The 20,678-nt window shown below is 71.5% G+C and carries 19 protein-coding genes; 15 read left to right on the top strand and 4 right to left on the bottom strand.

Annotated elements, in window-relative coordinates; translation table 11 throughout:
* Positions 1-122: 122 nt before the first annotated feature.
* Genes FHS07_RS02845 through FHS07_RS02835 form a run of 3 tightly spaced genes read left to right on the top strand, consistent with a single transcriptional unit; the run spans position 123 to position 2,480 of the window.
* Positions 123-683 (top strand): GNAT family N-acetyltransferase, encoded by a 561-nt coding sequence (locus FHS07_RS02845; RefSeq protein WP_183418387.1) that lies wholly within the window; start codon positions 123-125, stop codon positions 681-683.
* Between the two features lie 43 nt (positions 684-726).
* On the top strand, positions 727-1,881 hold the full coding sequence (locus FHS07_RS16770) for a sensor histidine kinase (protein ID WP_343054583.1): 1,155 nt from the start codon (positions 727-729) through the stop codon (positions 1,879-1,881).
* Positions 1,878-2,480 (top strand): response regulator transcription factor, encoded by a 603-nt coding sequence (locus tag FHS07_RS02835; RefSeq protein ID WP_183418385.1) that lies wholly within the window; start codon positions 1,878-1,880, stop codon positions 2,478-2,480. Before FHS07_RS16770 ends, FHS07_RS02835 begins: the two co-directional genes overlap by 4 nt.
* Positions 2,481-2,567: 87 nt before the next feature.
* On the opposite strand, the gene FHS07_RS02830 is transcribed toward FHS07_RS02835, so the two are convergent.
* Positions 2,568-2,975 carry a RidA family protein gene (locus tag FHS07_RS02830; protein WP_183418384.1) on the bottom strand — a complete coding sequence of 136 codons (408 nt, stop codon included), beginning with the start codon at positions 2,973-2,975 and terminating at the stop codon, positions 2,568-2,570.
* Positions 2,976-3,086: 111 nt separating this feature from the next.
* Between FHS07_RS02830 and FHS07_RS02825 the strand changes: the two genes are divergently transcribed.
* Positions 3,087-3,299 carry a hypothetical protein gene (locus FHS07_RS02825; RefSeq protein ID WP_183418383.1) on the top strand — a complete coding sequence of 71 codons (213 nt, stop codon included), beginning with the start codon at positions 3,087-3,089 and terminating at the stop codon, positions 3,297-3,299.
* On the opposite strand, the gene FHS07_RS02820 is transcribed toward FHS07_RS02825, so the two are convergent.
* The gene (locus tag FHS07_RS02820; protein WP_183418382.1) at positions 3,265-4,293 is read right to left on the bottom strand and encodes an alcohol dehydrogenase catalytic domain-containing protein; all 1,029 of its coding nucleotides are present in this window, start codon (positions 4,291-4,293) and stop codon (positions 3,265-3,267) included. The two genes, FHS07_RS02825 and FHS07_RS02820, sit on opposite strands and share 35 nt — an antisense overlap.
* 208 nt (positions 4,294-4,501) lie before the next feature.
* Here FHS07_RS02820 and sucC point away from each other — a divergent pair, with 208 nt between their 5' ends.
* Together sucC and sucD are read left to right on the top strand one after the other, a co-directional pair.
* The gene (gene sucC / locus FHS07_RS02815) at positions 4,502-5,665 is read left to right on the top strand and encodes an ADP-forming succinate--CoA ligase subunit beta (RefSeq protein ID WP_183418381.1); all 1,164 of its coding nucleotides are present in this window, start codon (positions 4,502-4,504) and stop codon (positions 5,663-5,665) included.
* A gap of 19 nt (positions 5,666-5,684) precedes the next feature.
* On the top strand, positions 5,685-6,587 hold the full coding sequence (gene sucD, locus FHS07_RS02810) for a succinate--CoA ligase subunit alpha (protein ID WP_183418380.1): 903 nt from the start codon (positions 5,685-5,687) through the stop codon (positions 6,585-6,587).
* Between the two features lie 182 nt (positions 6,588-6,769).
* Here the strand turns inward: sucD and FHS07_RS02805 are convergent, their stop codons facing one another.
* Entirely contained in the window at positions 6,770-7,369 is a 600-nt protein-coding gene (locus tag FHS07_RS02805; protein WP_221189104.1) for a hypothetical protein, read from the bottom strand.
* Between the two features lie 566 nt (positions 7,370-7,935).
* Entirely contained in the window at positions 7,936-9,387 is a 1,452-nt protein-coding gene (locus FHS07_RS02800; RefSeq protein ID WP_183418379.1) for an NCS2 family permease, read from the bottom strand.
* Between the two features lie 65 nt (positions 9,388-9,452).
* On the opposite strand from FHS07_RS02800, the gene FHS07_RS02795 reads away from it, so the two are divergent.
* From FHS07_RS02795 to purH, 9 genes are all read left to right on the top strand, one after another.
* Positions 9,453-9,890 carry a nitroreductase family deazaflavin-dependent oxidoreductase gene (locus tag FHS07_RS02795; RefSeq protein ID WP_183418378.1) on the top strand — a complete coding sequence of 146 codons (438 nt, stop codon included), beginning with the start codon at positions 9,453-9,455 and terminating at the stop codon, positions 9,888-9,890.
* Between the two features lie 325 nt (positions 9,891-10,215).
* Positions 10,216-12,873: a nitrite reductase large subunit NirB gene (gene nirB, locus FHS07_RS02790; RefSeq protein WP_183418377.1), complete on the top strand. Its 2,658-nt coding sequence runs from the start codon at positions 10,216-10,218 to the stop codon at positions 12,871-12,873.
* Positions 12,870-13,337, top strand: a complete 468-nt coding sequence (nirD, locus tag FHS07_RS02785; protein ID WP_246383081.1) for a nitrite reductase small subunit NirD — start codon at positions 12,870-12,872, stop codon at positions 13,335-13,337. Before nirB ends, nirD begins: the two co-directional genes overlap by 4 nt.
* Entirely contained in the window at positions 13,334-14,566 is a 1,233-nt protein-coding gene (gene cobA, locus FHS07_RS02780) for a uroporphyrinogen-III C-methyltransferase (RefSeq protein ID WP_183418376.1), read from the top strand. The genes nirD and cobA overlap by 4 nt, the downstream gene beginning before the upstream one ends.
* Positions 14,563-15,702 (top strand): uroporphyrinogen-III synthase, encoded by a 1,140-nt coding sequence (locus FHS07_RS02775; RefSeq protein ID WP_183418375.1) that lies wholly within the window; start codon positions 14,563-14,565, stop codon positions 15,700-15,702. The genes cobA and FHS07_RS02775 overlap by 4 nt, the downstream gene beginning before the upstream one ends.
* Positions 15,699-16,568, top strand: a complete 870-nt coding sequence (locus FHS07_RS02770; RefSeq protein ID WP_183418374.1) for a sirohydrochlorin chelatase — start codon at positions 15,699-15,701, stop codon at positions 16,566-16,568. Before FHS07_RS02775 ends, FHS07_RS02770 begins: the two co-directional genes overlap by 4 nt.
* A 40-nt stretch (positions 16,569-16,608) precedes the next feature.
* Complete coding sequence (locus FHS07_RS02765) at positions 16,609-18,303, top strand: cell division protein PerM (protein WP_246383078.1); 1,695 nt, start codon at positions 16,609-16,611, stop codon at positions 18,301-18,303.
* Positions 18,304-18,390: 87 nt separating this feature from the next.
* Complete coding sequence (gene purN, locus FHS07_RS02760; protein WP_183418373.1) at positions 18,391-18,990, top strand: phosphoribosylglycinamide formyltransferase; 600 nt, start codon at positions 18,391-18,393, stop codon at positions 18,988-18,990.
* Positions 18,991-19,055: 65 nt separating this feature from the next.
* Positions 19,056-20,666, top strand: a complete 1,611-nt coding sequence (gene purH, locus FHS07_RS02755; RefSeq protein WP_183418372.1) for a bifunctional phosphoribosylaminoimidazolecarboxamide formyltransferase/IMP cyclohydrolase — start codon at positions 19,056-19,058, stop codon at positions 20,664-20,666.
* Positions 20,667-20,678 lie beyond the last annotated feature (12 nt).

The following is a 20,678-nucleotide window of genomic DNA, read 5'->3' as shown; positions in this document are numbered from 1 at the left end:
ATGCCTCCTCCGCTCCCTGACCCTCCTCCCGCCATCACCCGATCGCGCGCTGAACGACCTGCCAGACGATCACCGCGACGTCGGGAGGAGAGATCGACCCGCGGCACGGGCAGGATGGACCCATGCCGCCGATCTCACTTCCGCCCTGGCCTGCCACGCCGCCCGCCCACGGCGGCATCCTGTTGCGCGAGGTGACCGACCGCGACGTCAAGATGGTGCGCGAATTGGCGACCGACCCGTACATCGCGCAGACGGGCACCCTCCCCGCCGATGCCACCGAGCAGCACGCGCGCGCGTGGATCGCCCAGCAGCGCGGCCGTCACGGCGAGAGGGCCGGCTTCTCTTTCACCATGGCGAATGCCGCGACAGGGGAGGCCGTCGGACACTGCGGTCTCTGGACCGCCGAGCTCGGCGCGGGCCGGTCCACCGCGGGCTACGTCGTCGCTCCCTCCTTTCGCGGCCGAGGGCTCGCGGCCGATGCGCTCAACGCCCTGACGGCCTTCGGCGCGTCGGTTCCGGGCCTGTTCCGCATCGGGTTGTACATCGAGCCGTGGAACGCGCCGTCCATCCGCACCGCCGAGCGAGCCGGATACGAGCGCGAGGGGCTGCTGCGCAGCTATCACCGCATCGGCGACCGGCGTCGCGACATGCTCCTCTTCGGCCGGGTTCTGCACAGCGACTGATCCGCCCACCCGTGACGAATGTCACGGCCGTACAGTGGCCGGGGTGAGCACCTCCTCCGCCGCCACCTACGCCCGCGACGTCCGCGTCACGTGGTGGTACACCGTCGCCTCGATCCTGTCGCTGCAGGTTTTCGCCCTGGTCATCTGGGCCGCGGTCGTCGTGCCGGGCGCCTCGCCGCTGGCCATCGGGCTCTACCTGGTCGGCGCGGTCGGGGCCACGGCATCCGCTGTCCTGCTGCTCCTGCGCTACCGGCGCGAGCCGCTGGACGATCCCGACACCTCACGCCCCGTCTGGCCCCTGGTCATCGTCGGCGTCGCGTTCGGCGCCTTGACCGGTGCGACCGTCGGTTCGCTGCTGGTCGCGGTCGCCCTCGCGGCGCAGGCTCTCTGTCTCGTGCGGTGGCGCAGCGGCATCCGGCTGCGCCTCGTGATGCTGCTCATCGTCGCGATCGTGGCTGCCTGGATCGTGGACACCACGCGCCTCACCCCCTCCGTCGCCGCGTTCTTCGGGCTGGCGCTCTTCGTCGCGATGCTTCCGCCGCTGTCGGCCACGTCGCTCTGGTGGTGGGACATCGTGCGCGAACTCGACCGCGCGCGCCGCGCCGAGGGACGCCTCGCCGCCGCTCAGGAACGACTTCGCCTCGCGGGCGACCTGCACGACCTGCAGGGGCATCACCTGCAGGTGATCGCGCTGCAACTCGAACTCGCCGAGAAGATGATGGACCGCGACCCCGACGCCGCCGTCGAACAGGTGCGCGCGGCACGCACGAGCGTCGACGAAGCGCGCCGCGGCACCCGCGACCTCGCGGCGCGGTTCCGAGGCGTCCCCCTCCCCGACGAACTCGCCAACGCCGCAGACCTGTTGCGCGCCGCGGGACTCACCGTCGACCTGCTCATCGACGGCGAGGCGGGCGGGGCGCCCGCCGACGTACTCGGCCCGGTCGTCCGCGAATCGACGACGAACGTGCTCAAGCACGGCGCAGGGGGCTCGGCATCCCTCTCCCTCGCCCGTCACCAGGGGGCGTGGGTGCTGACAGTCGAGAACGACTCGCGCCGCGCGGCCTCGCCGGTGGGTGATGGGGCAGGCCTCTCGGGAATCGCCGAGCGCGTCGGGACCGTCGGAGGGACGATGGATGCCACCCGGCTCGACGACCGCTTCCGCCTCACGGTCCGCGTGCCCGAGGGGGTGACGGCATGATCCGCGTGCTCATCGCCGACGACGAGGACATGATCCGCACGGCGCTCGCCGCACTGCTGCGACTGGAAGACGACCTCGAGGTCGTCGCGGAATGCCGCGACGGCGAAAGCGCGCTCGCCGAGGCCGAGCGCCTGCGACCCGACGTGTGCCTGCTCGACCTCGAGATGCCTGGGCTGGACGGCGTCGACACGGCCGCGCGGATCCTGCGAAGCGTTCCCTCGCGCTGCGTGATCGTCACGCGCCACGCGCGGCCGGGCGTCCTGCGGCGCGCGCTCGGTGCGGGCGTCGACGGGTTCCTGCCGAAGTCGCGGCCGGCGGATGACGTGGCCGCGGTCATCCGCGAGGTCGCCGCCGGTCGCCGCTACGTCGACCCCGAGATCGCCGCCGACGCTCTGAGCGACGAGCGCAGTCCCCTCACCGACCGGGAGCTCGACGTACTGCGGGCTGGAGCTCGCGGCGAGACGGTCGCCGAGATCGCGGCGGCGCTGCACCTGTCGGCGGGAACCGTGCGCAACCACGTGTCGTCGGTGCTCGGCAAGCTCGGGCTCGCGAGTCGGCAGCAGGCGACGATCCACGCGCGCGAGAGGGGGTGGATCTGATGCGCGACGATCTTCCCCTGATCGCGTTCGTCTTCCCGGGTCCGCTGCGCGATCGGCTCGTCGCCGAGTAGTGCGTCGCGCCGGTGCTCAGTCGAGCAGGGCGGCGACCGCCTCGATCTCGACGAGCTGGTCGTCGTAGCCGAGCACGGTGACCCCGAGCAGGGTGCTCGGGACGTCGTGAGGGCCGAAGGCGTCGCGCACGACGCCCCAGGCCGCGACGAGATCGGCCTGCTTCGCTGAGGCGACGAGCACGCGCGTGCTGATCACATCGGTGATCTCGGCGCCCGCCTCGGCCAACGCCGTGCGCATGTTCGCGATGCACTGCGCGGCCTGCTCCGCGTAATCGCCGACACCGACGGTGGCGCCCTCTCCGTCGAGCGGGCACGAGCCGGCGAGGAAGATGAGGCGCGCGTTCGCCGGCGCGGTGGCGGCGTAGGCGTATTCCGCGGTGTCGGCGAGGTCGGAGGAGCGGATGAGCCTGACGGCGGAGGGCATGTGCGCGCCTTTCGAGGAGACGACGGTGCGATCGAGCGTACCGATGCGGGCGTCCGGGTCATCCCCGTCAAGGTCTGGAAGCCGACCGAAGTCCCTCGCTACGGTCGCGGCATGGGTGAGAAAGCAGCGGGCGATAAGGCAGCAGCGGCAGACGCCGGATTGACGCGATACATTATCATCGGGGTCGTCGTCGGCGTGATCGCGGGTCCTGTGCTCGGCCTGCTCGTGCCCTCGATCGGGGTGGGGTTCGGCATCTCGATCGGACTCTTCGTCGGCATCGTCGGCGCGGTCATCGCGTGGTTCGTGGTGCGCCCGAAGAAGTAGCGCCCGGCACGAGCACGAACCGTCCGACGAAGCCGTCGTCGGTGCGCGGCAGGTCGCCCGCCTCCATGCGCCGGTGCGCGTCAGCGGCATCCGCGAATCCGAGCACCTCGCCGACGTGGGCGGTCAAGGGCCGGCCCGCGGCCCATCGTGCGTTCACTCGGCCCGCGACTCCTCGCAGTTCTGAGGCGTCGAGCGCGCTGAGGATGAACCCTTCGACGCGCAGTTCGCGTACCTGCAGCCCCCACAGGTCGATCTCGGCCGACGTGCGCCCGGCCAGAACGATCACCCGCCCGCGGCGGGCGAGGTGGCGGACGGCGGCTGCCGTATCGGCGCGACCGGTGGTGTCGACGAACACATGGATGCCATGCGGACGGTGCTCCGCGACGGCATCGGCCGCGGCACCCGCGTCGGCGACGACCACCTCGGCGCCCCATGCACTCAGCACCACGGCGGAGCGCGGATCCCGGACGACCGCGACGACGTCGGCGCCGGAGGCCACGCCCTCCTGCACGAGCGCCGCGCCGACCGCGCCGTTCGCCCCGACCACGACGAGCGTTTCGCCCGGCCGCACTCCCGCGCGCAGGTGCAGTGCGGCGACGGCGGTGGTCGCGGGATGCAGCGAGGCGACGAGGGCGACGGGGTCGGCGGCATCCGGCACGTCGTACAGCCGGTCGCGGTCGACGACGACGAGCTCGGCGGTCGCGCCGGGGCGTCCGGCGTAGCCCGCGGAGCTCGTCCAGACGCGATCGCCGGGGGAGAGGTCGCCGACACCCGCCCCCACCGCATCGACGACGCCGACGAGATCGCGGCCCACCGCCACGGGGAACGCCAACGGAGTGCTCCAGCGTCCGGAGCGCACCAGCGTGTCCACGGCATCCACGGCCACAGCCTGCGGACGCACCCGCACCTGCCCGGGCCCCGGCACGGGATCGGGCAGCTCGCCCCACTCGATGACCGACGGGTCGCCCGTGCGCGAGAAGGAGGCAGCATGCACGAGGGCTCCCGTCGTCGGATGGGGAGAGGCTAGCCCCCGCAGGGATGCAATGCACGCGTGGGCGCGGAGCGGTGGCATCCCTCCGTTCGAAGGGGAGGGGGTCGGGGGGTTTCAGCCCCGTCGGGTAGGGTTGTGGATTGGCGAAGATCTCTTGATATCGAGAGAGTTCGCCTCCTCCCACCACCGATCGCCCAGCGAAGGATTGTCCGTGGATCTCTACGAGTACCAGGCACGTGATCTGTTCGAGAAGTACGAGGTGCCGGTACTCGCCGGCATCATCGCCGACACCCCTGAGGAGGCGAAGGCGGCCGCTGAGAAGCTCGGTGGAGTCGTCGTCGTCAAGGCTCAGGTCAAGACCGGAGGCCGCGGCAAGGCCGGCGGCGTGAAGGTCGCCAAGACCCCCGACGAGGCGTTCGAGGCGGCCCAGGCCATCCTCGGTCTCGACATCAAGGGCCACGTCGTCAAGCGCGTCATGGTCGCCGCCGGCGCTCGCATCGCCAAGGAGTTCTACTTCTCGGTGCTGCTCGACCGCGCCAACCGCTCCTACCTTTCGCTCTCGAGCGTCGAGGGCGGCATGGAGATCGAAGAGCTCGCCGTCGAGCGTCCCGAGGCGTTGGCGCGGGTCGAGGTCGACCCGCTCGACGGCATCACGCCCGAGAAGGCCCTCGAGATCGCCAAGGCCGCGAAGTTCGATGACGAGTTGGCGCCCAAGGTCGCCGACGTGTTCGTCAAGCTCTTCAACGTCTACAAGGGCGAAGACGCCACTCTCGTCGAGGTGAACCCCCTCATCCAGAGCGAAGACGGCGACATCATCGCCCTCGACGGCAAGGTCTCGATCGACGAGAACGCCGGCTTCCGCCACCCCGACCACGAGGCGCTGGAAGACAAGGACGCGGCCGACCCGCTCGAGGCCAAGGCCAAGCAGCACGACCTCAACTACGTCAAGCTCGACGGCCAGGTCGGCATCATCGGAAACGGCGCGGGTCTGGTCATGTCGACCCTCGACGTCGTCGCCTACGCGGGCGAGAAGCACAACGGCGTCAAGCCGGCCAACTTCCTCGACATCGGCGGCGGCGCCTCGGCGACCGTCATGGCCGCCGGTCTCGACGTCATCCTCGGTGACGAGCAGGTCAAGAGCGTGTTCGTCAACGTCTTCGGCGGGATCACCTCGTGCGTCGCCGTGGCCGAGGGCATCGTGAAGGCCCTCGAGATCCTCGGAGACACCGCGACCAAGCCCCTCGTCGTGCGCCTCGACGGCAACCAGGTCGAGGAGGGTCGCGAGATCCTCGCCGCCGCCAACCACCCGCTCGTCACCCTCGCGGCCGGTATGGACGAGGGCGCCGACCAGGCCGCCGAACTCGCCAACGCGTAAGGGACAGGGACAGAGAGAAATGTCGATCTACCTCAACAAGGACTCCAAGGTCATCGTCCAGGGCATCACCGGCGGCGAAGGCACCAAGCACACCGCCCTCATGCTCAAAGCCGGCACGCAGGTCGTCGGCGGCGTGAACGCGCGCAAGGCCGGCACCACGGTCACGCACAAAGACGCGTCCGGCAACGACGTCGAGCTCCCCGTCTACGCGTCGGTCGAAGAGGCCATCCGCGAGACCGGTGCCGACGTGTCGATCGCGTTCGTGCCCCCGGCCTTCACGAAGGACGCGATGGTCGAGGCCATCGACGCCGAGATCCCGCTGCTCGTCGTGATCACCGAGGGCGTGCCCGTCGGCGACACCGCCGAGGCCTGGGCGTACGCGAAGTCGAAGGGCGAGAAGACCCGCATCATCGGCCCGAACTGCCCCGGCATCATCACCCCCGGCGAGGCGCTCGTGGGCATCACGCCCGCGAACATCACCGGCAAGGGCCCGATCGGCCTCGTGTCGAAGTCGGGCACCCTGACCTACCAGATGATGTTCGAGCTGCGCGACCTCGGCTTCTCGACCGCCATCGGCATCGGCGGCGACCCGGTCATCGGCACCACGCACATCGACGCCCTCGCGGCGTTCGAGGCCGACCCCGAGACCAAGGCCATCGTCATGATCGGCGAGATCGGTGGAGACGCCGAAGAGCGCGCCGCCGACTTCATCAAGGCGAACGTCACCAAGCCGGTCGTCGGCTACGTCGCGGGCTTCACCGCCCCCGAGGGCAAGACCATGGGCCACGCCGGTGCCATCGTCTCCGGCTCGGCCGGTACCGCTCAGGCGAAGAAGGAGGCCCTCGAGGCCGCCGGTGTCAAGGTCGGCAAGACGCCCTCTGAGGCCGCGTCGTTGATGCGCGAGATCATCGAAGCGCTCTGACGCTTCGCAGATAGGGCCCGGATGCCATGGCATCCGGGCCCTATCACGTTCCTCGTGCGGCGCCGACGCCGCTCGCCGCGCGAGATCACACGATCGGCGCGAGATCGCCGGGTCGAGGAGCGGCCCAGCGCGTGATCTCGTGCCGCACGTGCTTTCGCCGCGCGGGCGCGGAGGCCGGAGCCTCACATACCGTCGGCTTTCATCGCCTCGACGATGTCGACGTGACGGTTCGCGTTCTGCTCAGACCACTCGTTGTCGTAGTTCAGGCCGTAGGGCCAGAAGTGTCCGCCACCGCACGAGATCGTGGCGTTCTCGCCCTCCCAGCTCTTGATGAGTGCGGATGCCTGGGGGCCGGTCCACGTGCCCGAACCGCAGTTGTTCCAGAACCCGCCGCTCTGGCCGACGCCGAGCGTGTGCGACATCTCGTGCAGCGCGGTGCGCTCGCTCATGAACGAGCGATTGTCGCCGAAGCGGATGTCGCCGTTGCCGCTGGCCTCGGCGGTCGGTACGCCCGGCGCGTAGTACACGTTGAGCTGCTTGGTGAGGTCGGACAGGTTGTTGTAGCGGGCAACCGCGGCGTCCATCGCCGCGCGGATGCGATCGTACGCGTCCTGCTGATCCGCTGTGGGGTTCTCGGCGGTGTGCAGGGTGTACGTGATCTCACCCTCGGCGGCGATGGCGGGTGGGGCGGCGAGTGCTCCCGTTCCGAGGATCCCCGCCACCGCGAGTGCGGCGGCCAGGACGGTGCGATGACGACAAGGGGACATGTTCGTCTTCTGCATGGGTCTTCTCCTTCGAAGCGACGGATGCGGTCGTTGCATCCGTGTGACGACGGTAGGCCGAAGTTGTCGTGTTAGCGCCAACATGAGAGACGTCTCACGGGGCTCTCATCCTCGGCGAGAGGCGTGACGCACGCTCCCGATACCCGCCGAGCGAGCGACGCACCGCGGTTGCGGCGTTGCGCAGATGGGTCGGGGCTTCGGCGGCACCCGCCGTCTTCTCATCGTCGGAGGTGCGGTCGGGGCGGTCGGCGCGTCATGGTTCGGGCCCCGCTGTGCGAGACCGCGTCGGCTCGTCGGCGATGTGCGTGCGGGGCAGCGAACAGGCGCGGTGTCAACGGACGGGTGCGGTTCCGGCGCCGGAGGGCGGTGGCGCGGAGGGAGCGCTGCACCGACGCGCGTCGGGCGAGAGCGCGCGATCGCGTCGAGGGCACCCGACGTGGACGGTCGCGACGTGTGTGCTCGGGCAGATCTCGTGATCTGGCGGCGGCGCGCGGCGCTCACCGGCCGAAACCCCGAGGGCGAGGTGCCGGATGCCGTGGCATCCGGCACCCCCTCGGGTGCCCGGCTCAGCCGAGCAGCGCCTCGACCGGGCCTCGGGCGAAGAAGACGACGAAGCCGGCGGCGACGATCCACAGCAGCGGGCTCACCCGGCGCGCACGACCGGACAGAGCCTGGATCAGCACCCAGCTGACGAAGCCCGCGCCGATGCCGTTCGCGATCGAGTACGTCAGGGGCATCACGGTGACGGTGAGGAAGACCGGGATGAGCACGGACAGGTCGCTGAGGTCGACGTGGCGGATCTGGCCCATCATCAGCGCCCCGACGATGACGAGGGCTGCCGCAGCGATCTCGGTGGGCACGATGCTCGTCAGCGGCGTGAAGAACATCGCGAGAAGGAACAGGGCTCCGGTCACGACGTTCGCGAGGCCCGTGCGGGCGCCCTCGCCGATACCCGATCCCGATTCGATGAACACGGTGTTGGACGACGACGAGGTGGCGCCGCCCGCGACAGCGCCGATGCCCTCGATCACCAGTGCCGAACGCAGGCGCGGGAACGTGCCGTCGGGGGCGGCGAGTCCCGCCTCGCGGGACAGGCCGGTCATGGTGCCCATGGCGTCGAAGAAGTTCGTGAACACGAGCGTGAAGACGAGCATGAGGGCGGCGAGCACGCCGATGCGGCCGAACGAACCGGCCAGGTCGACCTGGCCGACGAGCGAAAGGTCGGGGAGGCTCACGAGCTGTGCCGGCAGGGTGGGGACGCTGAGGCCCCAGCCTCCGGGGTTGCCGTCGGCGCGGGCACCGAGGTGCGCGACCGCTTCGACGATCACGGCGATGACCGTGCCCGAGAGCAGGCCGATGAGCAGCGCGGCCTTGACCTTGCGCACGAGCAGCACGGAAGTGATGACGAGTGTCAGCACGAACAGGGCGGTGGGGATCGTCGTGATGGAGCCGCCGACACCGAGACCGACCGGGGGAGAGTTGAGGCCGGTCGAGGTGACCAGGCCGCTGTCGACGAAGCCGATGAACGCGATGAACAGGCCGATGCCGACCGTGATGGCGGTCTTCAGCGCGAGCGGCACGGCCTCGAAGATCATGCGGCGAAGGCCGGTGACGGCGAGCAGCACGATGATGAGGCCGTTGATCACGACGAGCCCCATCGCCTCGGGCCACGTGACCCCGCCGACGATGCCGACGGCCAGGAACGAGTTGATGCCCAGCCCCGCGGCGAACGCGAAGGGCAGGCGCGTGACGAGGCCGAACAGCATCGTCATGACGCCGGCCGTCAGGGCGGTGACCGCCGCGACCTGCGGGAAGCCGAGGGCGTTGCCCGCGACGTCGGGGGTCCCCGACAGGATGATCGGATTCAGGATGACGATGTACGCCATCGTGACGAACGTCACCACGCCGCCGCGTACTTCGGCACCGACGGTGGAGCCGCGGGCGGTGATCTCGAAGAACCGGTCGAGGCGGTTCTTCGGTGCGGAGGTGGCGGTGGTCTCGGGAGCGGAAGCGCTCATGAAGGCTCCAGAAAAAGGGGGAGGGGCTAGACCGGAGGGGAAGACGCCGACGTATCGTGTGAGCTATGTCACTCTCAGGAGAGTATCTACCCAGCACCAGCGAATGGGCCCGTCAGCAGGCGGAGACGTTCGAAGCCACGGGGGGCCAGGAGTCCGCCGACATGCGGGGCGTACCCATCATCGTCCTCACCACCGTCGGCGCCAAAACCGGGGGCCTGCGGAAGACCGCCCTCATGCGCGTCGAGCACGACGGGAAGTACGCGGTCGTGGCATCCAAGGGAGGCGCCCCGGAGCATCCCGCGTGGTTCTACAACCTCGTGAAGAACCCCCGCGTCGCCCTGCAGGACGGCGACGTGAAGAAGGAGTACGACGCGCACCAGGCCGAGGGGGCCGAGCGCGAGGAGTGGTGGGGCTACGCGACCGAGGTCTGGCCCGACTACGACGAGTACCAGAAGAAGACGGATCGGCGTATCGAGCTGTTCGTGCTGGAGCCGGCCGAGTAACCCGGTGCGGGCGCCCGCCCCGCCCGTTGAGTGTCCAGCACATGCCGCTGCGCCTCCGGGGAGGCGGCGTGTTGCGGACACTCGAGGTGGGCCGCGACCGCCGCGCGGCGTCGAGGCGGGCACCGCCCGTCGAGTGTCGAGTGTCCGAGACACGCCGCTGCGCGCCGGGTGGATGCGGCGTGTTCTGGACACTCGACGGGTGAGGGAGCGGCGGATGCCGGGGGCGCAAACCTCACAGGGACGACGCGGCCCCGTGAGAGAAACGTTCGCCGGGGGTAACGCCGGGGCGACGGCGGGGGAAACCTCCGTTGCTTAGCGTCGGGGCATGGCCCGCACGAACCCCGCAACCGGTACGAAACACGCCGCTGACCGCCGCGCAAAGTCCACCGCGTACGGTGACGACGTGCTCCACCCTGCGTCATCCGGATCCGTCGTCGTCGTCGGCGCGGGCATGGTGGCGCACCGATTCGTCGAGAGCCTCACCAGCCGCGACACCGACGGTCGTTGGTCGGTCACGGTGCTCGGCGACGAGGCGCGCGGCCCCTACGACCGGGTGGGCCTGACCGGCTACTTCAGCGGCAAGACGCCGGACGACCTCGCCCTCGACCCCACCGTGCTCGATCACGAGCGCGTGCGCGTCGAGACCGACGCACGCGTCACCAAGATCGACCGCGCGGCCCGCACCGTCACCACCGCCGGCGGCTCCACGCACTCCTACGACCGCCTCGTGCTGGCGACCGGCTCCTACGCCGCGAGGCTCGCTCTGGACGGGTTCGACCACCAGGGCTGCTTCGTCTACCGCACGCTCGACGACGTCGCCGGCATGCGCGACTGGGTCGCGAAGCGCACGGCGCAGCTGGGTCGTCCCCTGCGCGGCGCTGTCGTCGGTGGGGGCCTGCTCGGCCTCGAGGCAGCCGGGGCGCTGCAGGCCGAGGGCGTCTCGCCGTTCGTGCTGCAGTCGAACGAGCGCCTGATGTCGGCCCAGCTCGACCTGGGCGGCGCGAAGGCGTTGCAGCGGCTCATCGAATCCCGCGGTATCGAGGTGCGCACGAGCTCGGTGACGACCAGGGTGGATGCCGACAAGTCCGGCGCCGTGTGCGGCATCGAACTGCGCGACGGCACGTGGGAGGCCGTCGACATCGTCGTCTTCACGGTCGGTGTGCGCCCCCGCGACGAACTCGCCCGCACCGCGGAGCTCGCCGTCGACGCCCGCGGCGGTGTCGTGATCGACGAGGGCTGCGACACCTCCGACCCCTCGATCCTCGCGATCGGCGAGGTCGCGAGCTTCGACGGCCAGTGCATCGGTCTCGTCGCCCCGGGTTACGCGATGGCCGAGGTCGCCGCGACCCGCCTGCTGGGAGGCGCGGCGTCGTTCCCCGGCTTCGACACCTCGGCCAAGCTCAAACTCTCGGGCGTCGAGGTCGCCAGCTTCGGCGACGCGTTCGCCGAGACGCCGAACGCCCTCGACGTCACCTACGCCGATCCGGTGTCGGGCGTCTACAAGAAGCTCGTGCTGAGCGACGACGCGCAGACCCTGCTCGGTGGCATCCTCGTCGGCGACGCGTCGGCGTACACGTCGCTCCGCCCCCTCGTCGGTCGCGCCCTCGGCGGCGACCCGGCGGCGTACCTCATGCCCTCCGACCTCGCCCCGGCCCCGCAGGGCGACCTGCCGGCCGACGCCATCATCTGCTCGTGCAACGGCGTGACCGCGGGGACGGTTCGGGATGCGGTGACCGAGCACGACTGCGCGGATGCCGCCGAGGTCAAGGCCTGCACGAAGGCGGGAGCGGCGTGCGGCTCGTGCTTCACGCTCGTCAAGAAGCTCGTGGCGACCGAGCTCGCGGCATCCGGAAAGGAAGTCTCGAACGGCCTGTGCGAGCATTTCGCTTTCACCCGCGCGCAGCTCTTCGATGCCGTCCGCGTCTCGGGACTGACGACCTTCACCTCGATCGTCGAGCGCTTCGGCACCGGCCGCGGCTGCGACATCTGCAAGCCGGCGCTCGCGAGCATCCTGGCGAGCCTGTACTCGGGGCACGTGCTCGACGGCGAGCTCGCGACTATGCAGGACACCAACGACCACGTCATGGCGAACATCCAGCGCGACGGCAGCTACAGCGTGGTGCCGCGCATCCCGGGCGGAGAGGTCACGCCCGAGGGGCTCGTCGTCATCGGCGAGGTGGCGCGGGACTTCGGGCTGTACACGAAGATCACCGGCGGCCAGCGGATCGACCTGTTCGGAGCGCGTCTGGACCAGCTGCCCGACATCTGGAAGCGCCTGGTCGACGCCGGCTTCGAGTCGGGACACGCGTACGGGAAGTCGCTTCGCACCGTGAAGTCGTGCGTTGGTTCGACGTGGTGCCGCTATGGCGTGCAGGACTCCGTCGGCATGGCCGTGCAGCTCGAGCTGCGCTACCGGGGCCTGCGCTCTCCGCACAAGATCAAGTTCGGGGTCTCGGGCTGCGCGCGCGAGTGCGCCGAGGCCCGCGGCAAGGACGTCGGGGTCATCGCGACCGAGGCCGGCTGGAACATGTACGTCGGCGGCAACGGCGGATTCACCCCGCGCCACGCGGTGCTCTTCGCCGAGGGCCTCGACGACGAGGGGCTGCTGCGCGCGATCGACCGGTTCTTGATGTTCTACATCCGCACCGCCGACCGGCTGCAGCGCACCGCACCGTGGATGCAGGACTACGAGGGCGGCCTCGACGCGCTGAAAGCGGTCGTGTTCGACGACAGCCTCGGCATCGCCGACGACCTCGACCGGGCCATGGCCTCTCACATCGATGCGTACGAGGACGAGTGGGCGGCGACGCTCGCCGACCCCGAGAAGCTCAAGCGCTTCCAGAGCTTCGTCAACGCCCCCGAGGTCGCCGACCCCTCGCTCGCCTACGTCGCCGAGCGCGGCCAGGCCCGCCCCGCCACGGCCGAGGAGCGCGCCTCGGGAGCCGTGTTCATCGGCGGCACCACGCTGGCGGTGCGCTCATGACGATCGTGGATGCCACGAGGACGGATGCCATGACACCTCACTCCTCCACCCTGCCGGTGGCGCCGGCGGAGCCCTCTACCGCGGGGACCGCGACCCCGGTGGCCGCTGCGACCCCCGCCGCGGGCTGGGTGCGCGTCTGCCGCGTCGACGACCTGCTCGTCGAGCGCGGGGCCGCCGCTCTCATCGGCGACCGGCAGATCGCGTTGTTCCGCACCTTCGACGGCCGGCTCTACGCCACCGACCAGATCGATCCGTTCAGCGGCGCGGCGATCATGTCGCGGGGCATCGTCGGTGATCGCGCGGGTGTGCCCACCGTGGCATCCCCCATGTACAAGCAGGTGTTCGACCTGCGCACAGGTGGCTGCCTCGACACCCAGGGCAAGGACCCGCAGTCGCTCGCCGTCTACCCGGTGGCCGTCGCAGACGGCGATGTGCTCGTGAAGATCCCAGGAGACCCCCGATGATCGCTCTCGCCGGCCTCGACCTCACCGACCGACTCGTCGTCTGCGTGGGCGCCGGGCGCGTCGCAGAACGGCGTATCGAGCGCCTCCGTGCGGCGGGGGCGCGCGTGCGCATCGTCGCGCCGGAGGCGACCGAGAGGCTCGCAGCCCTCGCCTCCGCCGGCGACATCGAGTGGCTCGCGCGCCCGTTCGACGCCGGTGATCTCGACGACGCCTGGTTCTGCCACACGGCCACGGGCTCGGCATCCGTCGATGCGCTCGTGGTCGACGCGGCCGAGACGCGGCGCGTGTGGTGCGTGAACGCCGGGCACGGGGGCAAGGGCACCGCGCGCCTGGCCGCCGAGACCACCAGCGGCGACGTCATGGTCGGCGTCGTGTCGACCGCCGGGGCCGATCCCCGCCGCAGCGTCGCCGTGCGCGACGCCATCGCCTCTCGCCTCGCCGAGGGCGCCCTTCCGCTCCGCCGCCGACGGCGCACACCCGTGGGGGGTGTCGCGCTCGTCGGCGGCGGCCCCGGCCCGGTCGATCTGCTGACCGTCCGCGCTCGCGCGCTGCTCGCCGAGGCCGACGTCGTCGTGCACGACCGTCTCGGCCCCACCGGCGTGCTCGCCGAACTCGGCGACGACGTCGAGCTCATCGACGTCGGCAAGCGCCCCCAGCACCACCCCGTGCCGCAGGACGAGATCAACGCCCTCATCGTCGACCGCGCCGCGCGAGGCCTGAGGGTCGTGCGCCTCAAGGGCGGCGATCCCTTCGTCTACGGCCGCGGCGGCGAAGAGGTCATCGCGTGCCGGGCCGCCGGCATCCCCGTCGAGGTCGTCCCCGGCATCTCGAGCGCCATCGCCGTGCCCTCGGCCGCGGGTGTCCCCGTCACGCATCGGGGCGTGGCCGGTACTCTGCACGTTGTGAACGGTCAGGAGACGCCGAGCGAGGCCACCCTCGCCGCCCTTCGCGACGACACCGCCACGGTGGTCGCGCTGATGGGGGTGAGCGCCCTGCCCCGGTTCGTCGCCGCGGCCCGCGCCGCAGGGGCCCCCGAGTCGCGTCCCGTCGCCTTCGTCGAGAACGGCCACACGCCCGCCCAGCGCACGATCCGCACGACCCTCGGCACGGCGATCCAGGATGCCGAGACCCACCGCCTGGCCAACCCGGCGGTGCTGGTGTTCGGTGAGGTGGCCCGCGCCGACCTGCTGATGCCGGTGCCCGCGATGGCGGGCGAGGGGGCCGGGTGACCGTTCCCGTCCGGACGATCAGCACGGTGCTCCAGGGGTGCACCGTGCTGCTTCCCGTGGACCGGCGGTCGGGGGAGCTGTCGGCGGCCCTCGAACGTCACGGCGCCCGCGTGCGCGTGGCTCCGGCGCTGACGATCATCCCGCACGTCGACGACGACGAACTCGTCTCGCAGACGCGTCAGCTCGTCGCCGATCCGCCCGACGTGGTGGTGGCGACCACCGGCGTCGGCTTCCGCGGCTGGATGGAGACCGCCGACGAAGCGGGACTGCACGACGACCTGAGCGCCGTGCTCGAGGGCGCCCGCATCGTCGCGCGCGGACCGAAGGCGCGTGGGGCGATCCAACAGGCGGGGTTCGAGGCCGACTGGGTGGCCGAGAGCGAGACCGCGGCGGAGCTGCGCGACTTCCTCGTCGCCGAGGGGATCGCGGGGCTCCACGTCGCCGTGCAGCACCATGGCTCCGGTGCCGACGGCCTCGACGAGGCGTTCGAGGCGGCGGGCGCCCGCGTGACGAGCCTCACCATCTACCGGTGGGGCCCGCCGCCCGATCCCGAGGTCGTCGCCGCCTCCACCCGCCAGGTCGCCCGCGGCGAGGTCGACGCCGTGCTGTTCACCTCCGCCCCCGCGGCCCGCGAGTGGATCCTCGCCGCCGAGCGCGCCGACGCGCTCGAGGGGGTGGCATCCCGAGCCCGCGACGGCCGGGTGCTGATGGCCGCGGTCGGTCCCATCACCGCCGGCCCCCTGCTCGACGCCGGGATACATCCGCTGGTCCCCGACCGGGGGCGCCTCGGTGCGCTCGTCCGCGCGGTCGTGACGCACTACGGCGGGCCCGACGCGCCCGCGATCCCCACGACCGTCGGTCGCCTCGGCGTCCGCTCCGCCGGGATCGTGCTCGACGGCGTCTTCACGGCCCTGCCGCGCACGGGGGTGGAGATCCTGCGAGCCCTCGCACGTCACCCCGGCGCGGTCGTCTCGCGCACCGACCTGGTCGCCGCGCTGTCGAGCGCCGAGGCGAGCGGACACGCGGTCGAGGTGGCCGTCGCCCGCACGCGCGAGGCGCTCGGCGGCATCGACCTGATCCGCACCGTCTACAAACGCGGCTACCGGCTCGACCTGGTCGACGAGGAGGACTCATGACCGCCGTACTCATCGCCTGCGCCCACGGCACCCGGTTCGAAGAAGGACGCGTGGTCATCCGCGCCCTGCTCGACGTGCTGCGCGAGACCGCACCCGCGGGCGTCGAGGTGCACGAGGCCTACGTCGACGTGCACGGGCCCTTCGTCACCGACGTGGTGGCCGCGGCGCGCGAGCGCACGGACGACATCGTCATCGTGCCGCTGCTGCTGTCGACCGGGTATCACACCGAGGTCGACCTCGTGGAGGCCGCCGGGGGCTTGCCCATCGCCCGCGCCCTCGGCCCGCACCCGGTGCTCGCCAAGATCCTCGCCGACCGCGTGCGCGCCACCGGTGCCGGCGCCACCGATACGGTCGTTCTCGCCGCCGCCGGTTCCACGCGCCCGGGAGCGGTCGTCGACGTCGAGCGGATGGCGGCGCTCATGACCGATGCCGGTGTCGCCGGTCCCATCGTGACGGCGTACGCCGCGGCATCCGAACCGCGCATCCCGGATGCCGTGGGCGCGGCGCGCACCGCGGGGGAGCGGACCGTGGCCGCGAGCTACGTGCTCGCCCCCGGGCACTTCTCGCGCGTGATCGAGAAGGCCGAGGCCGACCTGACCTCGGAGCCGATCGGAGCCGACCCGCGGCTGGCGGACATCGTATGGGAGCGCTGGCGCGAGGCGCGGGAGGGTTCGGCGGCTGCATCCGGCGCGGCTCCTTCGACGGGCTGGGGGACCTCTCGGCGGGGGCGCCTCGTGAAGCGGGTCGCGCGGGTGACGGGCAAGGCCCTGCTGATGGCGCTCCTCGCGACCCTGGTCGGGGTCGTCGTCCTCGCGGCCGCCGGGCTGTCAGAGGATCGGGGAGTGCGGCGACGCCGCCGCGCCTGAGAGGCGGGCTCCGGCTGCCCGGGTAGGGTTCCTCTCGCCCATGCATCGCCTTCTCGTCGCCCTCCTCGCCGCCCTCGACGCCGTGCTGGCCGCCGCGGGCGGCATCGCGGTGATCCTCGCACCCCTCGCACTGCTGTGGGTCTTCGGCGTCGGCGACCCCGACTGGACAGCGCTGTGGCCGGCCTCGGCCTCCATCTGGCATCTCGGCCACCTCGTGCCGGTCTCGGTCACCCTGCCCGACGCGTACCTTGCGGCGACCGGCATCGATCCGACGTTCTCATCGTTCACGTTGTCGCTCGCGCCGCTCGCCTTCGCGGCCTTCACCGCCCTGTTCGCCGCCCGCTCCGGAGCGCGCGCGGCCGCCGCCGGTGCAGCGATCACCGGGTGGCTCTCCGGTTCGGTGGTCTTCGCCGGGATCGCGGTACTCGTGGGGCTGACCGCCAACGCGGAGCTGGTGGCATCCGAGGTGTGGCTGGCCATCCTGCTGCCGTCGCTGCTGTTCTTCGTGCCGTCGTTCCTGGGCGCGTTCGCCGGGGCCTGGCGCGTCGGCGACGACGGCCCGGTCGACGCCCTGCGCGCACGCATCCGACGGCTCCCGCACGCGTGGGCCGACGTCCCCGCACTCGTCGTGAGGGGACTCGCCTTCACCACCCTCGGACTCGTCGCCGTCGGCGGCGTCGTGGTGGTCGCGGGCCTCATCGCCCGCTCCGCCCAGGTCATCGGCCTGTACCAGGCGAGCAACGCGGATGCCATCGGCGCGACCGTCATCGCCCTCGGCCAGCTCATGTACCTGCCCACCCTCGTCGTATGGGCGGTGGCCTTCACGGCCGGTCCCGGATTCGCGCTGGGCACCGACACCGCCGTGACCCCGGCCGCGACGCAGGTCGGCGCACTCCCCGGCATCCCGGTGCTCGGCGCCGTGCCGGACTCGACCTCATCGTGGCTTCTGCTGCTCGTGCTGCTGCCCATCACCGTGGGAGCGCTGACCGGATGGATGCTGCGATCCCGGATGCCGCGCACCACCGGCCCCGAACCGTTCGGCCCGCGCCTGGTGGTGACGCTCGCCGTCGCCGTGCTCACGGGAGGTGTCGGTGCGCTCGCCGCCCTCGCCTCGTCGGGCTCGATCGGTCCGGGACGCCTCGCCGACACGGGACCCGAGCCCGGCCCTCTCGCGCTCGCGCTCGGACTCGAGGTGCTCGTCGGGCTCGCGATCCTGCTGCTGAGCCCGCGCGCGGGCGGGGACGACGTCGACGATGACCGGTACGACGTCGCCTCCCGTCCGGTCGGTGACTCGGCGTTCGTGTCGTCCGGCGCTCGTTCGGACTTCACGTCGTGGCCCTCCACCGACCCGACCTCCGTGGCGGCGCCGGCCACTGCACCGTCGGGGTGGGGGCATCTGCCGGGGTGGGGCGCAGGCGACGCGGACGAGCCGACGGATGCCGTGTCGGCGGGTACGACCCCGAGCGGGGCGCCGTCGACGGTCGACGGTTCGACGGACGGCGTCGCCCTCGCGGCCTCGCCGAAGGGGATGGCCCCGGCCGGCGCGGGAGCGTCGACGAAGAAGGCGAAGGCTTCGGCGAAGCCCGCGGACCTGCCGCCGAGCGACCCTCCGACGCCGGACTCGCCGCCATCGACCCCGGATGCCGCGCCAGACGACGACGTGCGGGCACGTATCCGCGCGGCCTGGGCGGCGGCCGACGGCGACAGCACCGACGGCTCCGACCACCGGCGCTGAGGGGGCGACGAACCGCACCTCGGACGCCTCCCGCCCACGACCCCGTCCGACCGTATGAGCGTCGACGCACCTGCGTAGACTGGGCGCGTGCTCACGGTCGCCGTTCTCATCTCCGGCACCGGCTCCAACCTCCGCGCCCTGCTCGAGGCGGCATCCGCCCCCGACTTCCCGGCGCGCGTGGTCGCGGTCGGTGCGGATCGCGAGGCCGACGGCTTCGCCCACGCCGAGCACTTCGGCATCCCGACCTTCCTCGTGCCCTACGGGGCGTTCGACTCTCGCGAGGAGTGGGGCGCCGAACTCGGGGCTCAGCTCGCCGTGTGGCGGCCCGACCTCGTCGTACTGAGCGGCCTCATGCGCCTGCTGCCCGCCGACCTCGTCGCCGCGTGGCAACCCCGCATGATCAACACGCACCCCGCCTACCTGCCCGAGTTCCCCGGCGCGCACGGCGTGCGCGACGCGCTCGCCGCGGGGGTCGAGCAGACCGGCGCGAGCGTGATCGTCGTGGACTCGGGCGTCGACACCGGTCCGATCCTCGCCCAGGAGCGCATCCCCGTGCTGCCCGGCGACGACGAAGACGCCCTGCACGAGCGCATCAAGCCCGTCGAGCGACGCCTGCTGATCGACGTCGTCCGACGCATCGCCGAGGGCGAGCTCGACCTCGCCGCCACGGCATCCCGAACCGCCTGACCCGCCGGCGGGCGCCGGCCCGTCGCGCATCACGAATCCGACTCGAGACACAGGAGCCGAAAGCCATGGCCGGACCCCGCCACGACCCCGCCGACTACCGTCCCCGCGACGTCGTCCCGATCCGCCGCGCGCTGGTGTCGGTGAGTGACAAGACCGGTCTTCTCCAGCTCGGCGAAGCGCTCGCCGCCGCCGGCGTCGAGATCGTCTCCACCGGCGGCTCGGCCACGCTGCTGCGCGACGCCGGCTACGACGTCACCGACGTCTCGGCCGTCACCGGCTTCCCCGAGTCGCTCGACGGACGCGTGAAGACCCTGCACCCCAAGGTGCACGCGGGTCTCCTCGCCGACCTGCGGCTGGCCTCGCACGAGGCGCAGCTCGAGGAGCTCGGCATCCACCCCTTCGAGCTCGTCGTGGTCAACCTCTATCCGTTCGTGGAGACCGTGGCATCCGGTGCCGAGGGCGACGACGTCGTGGAGCAGATCGACATCGGCGGCCCCGCCATGGTGCGCGCCTCGGCGAAGAACCACGCCAACGTCGCCATCGTCGTCTCGCCCGAGTCGTACCCGGCGATCATCGACGCCCTGCGCACCGACGGCGGCACGTCGCTCGTGCAGCGCCGCGAACTCGCCGCGCGCGCGTTCTCGCACACCGCCGCGTACGACACCGCCGTGTCGACGTGGTTCGCCGAGGGCACGCTCGGCGACGACATCGACCTGCCCGCGCACCTCACCATCCAGGCCGAGCGCCTGTCGACGCTGCGCTACGGCGAGAACTCGCACCAGCGCGCCGCGATCTACTCGCGCGTCGGTGGGCACGGCATCGCCCAGGCCGCGCAGCTGCAGGGCAAGGAGATGTCGTACAACAACTATGTCGACGCCGATGCCGCCCTCCGCGCCGCCTTCGACATGGTCAAGCCCGCGGTGGCGATCATCAAGCACGCGAACCCCTGCGGCATCGCCGTCGCCGCCCCCAACGCGCTCGACCCGATCGCCTCGGCGCACCTGCGCGCCCACGAGTGCGACCCGGTGTCGGCATTCGGTGGCGTCATCGCCGCGAACCGCACCGTGACGCTGAAGATGGCCGAGAACCTGCGCGACATCTTCACCGAGGTCATCATCGCGCCCGACTTCGAGCCCCAGGCGCTCGAGGTGTTCGCGCTGAAGAAGAACCTGCGCGTGCTGCGCTTGCCCGTCGACTGGCAGCAGGAGCGCATGGACGTGCGTCTCGTTTCGGGCGGACTCCTGCTGCAGGATGCCGACCGGTTCCCCGACGACATCGAATCCGTCGCGAAGGACTGGGAACTCGTTTCCGGCGAACGTCCCGCTGAGGCGGACATGGAGAGTCTCATCTTCGCGTGGAAGTCGTGCCGCGCGGTGAAGTCGAACGCCATCGTGCTCGCCCAGGGCTCGGCCACGGTCGGCATCGGCATGGGTCAGGTCAACCGCGTCGACTCGTGCCGCCTCGCCGTCGAGCGCGCCGGTGATCGCGCAGCCGGTTCGATCGCGGCATCCGATGCCTTCTTCCCCTTCGCCGACGGCCCGCAGGTGCTCATCGACGCCGGGATCTCGGCGATCATCCAGCCCGGTGGTTCGGTGCGGGATGCCGAGGTGATCGACGCCGCGCGCGCGGCCGGTGTGACCATGTTCTTCACCGGCGAGCGTCACTTCTTCCACTGACGCGTCGCCTGT

It is taken from the genome of Microbacterium proteolyticum (assembly GCF_014192415.1).
Lineage (GTDB): Bacteria > Actinomycetota > Actinomycetes > Actinomycetales > Microbacteriaceae > Microbacterium > Microbacterium proteolyticum.
Note: the sequence above shows the minus strand (reverse complement) of the source record. Positions and strands in the feature narration are given on the sequence as shown.

Coding starts and splice junctions, on each gene's coding strand:
- FHS07_RS02845 (WP_183418387.1), top strand. CDS start 123: ATGCCGCCGATCTCACTTCCGCCCTGGCCTGCCACGCCGCCCGCCCAC.
- FHS07_RS02835 (WP_183418385.1), top strand. CDS start 1,878: ATGATCCGCGTGCTCATCGCCGACGACGAGGACATGATCCGCACGGCG.
- FHS07_RS02830 (WP_183418384.1), bottom strand. CDS start 2,975: ATGCCCTCCGCCGTCAGGCTCATCCGCTCCTCCGACCTCGCCGACACC.
- FHS07_RS02825 (WP_183418383.1), top strand. CDS start 3,087: ATGGGTGAGAAAGCAGCGGGCGATAAGGCAGCAGCGGCAGACGCCGGA.
- sucD (WP_183418380.1), top strand. CDS start 5,685: ATGTCGATCTACCTCAACAAGGACTCCAAGGTCATCGTCCAGGGCATC.
- FHS07_RS02805 (WP_221189104.1), bottom strand. CDS start 7,369: ATGCAGAAGACGAACATGTCCCCTTGTCGTCATCGCACCGTCCTGGCC.
- FHS07_RS02800 (WP_183418379.1), bottom strand. CDS start 9,387: ATGAGCGCTTCCGCTCCCGAGACCACCGCCACCTCCGCACCGAAGAAC.
- FHS07_RS02795 (WP_183418378.1), top strand. CDS start 9,453: ATGTCACTCTCAGGAGAGTATCTACCCAGCACCAGCGAATGGGCCCGT.
- nirB (WP_183418377.1), top strand. CDS start 10,216: ATGGCCCGCACGAACCCCGCAACCGGTACGAAACACGCCGCTGACCGC.
- nirD (WP_246383081.1), top strand. CDS start 12,870: ATGACGATCGTGGATGCCACGAGGACGGATGCCATGACACCTCACTCC.
- cobA (WP_183418376.1), top strand. CDS start 13,334: ATGATCGCTCTCGCCGGCCTCGACCTCACCGACCGACTCGTCGTCTGC.
- FHS07_RS02770 (WP_183418374.1), top strand. CDS start 15,699: ATGACCGCCGTACTCATCGCCTGCGCCCACGGCACCCGGTTCGAAGAA.
- FHS07_RS02765 (WP_246383078.1), top strand. CDS start 16,609: ATGCATCGCCTTCTCGTCGCCCTCCTCGCCGCCCTCGACGCCGTGCTG.
- purH (WP_183418372.1), top strand. CDS start 19,056: ATGGCCGGACCCCGCCACGACCCCGCCGACTACCGTCCCCGCGACGTC.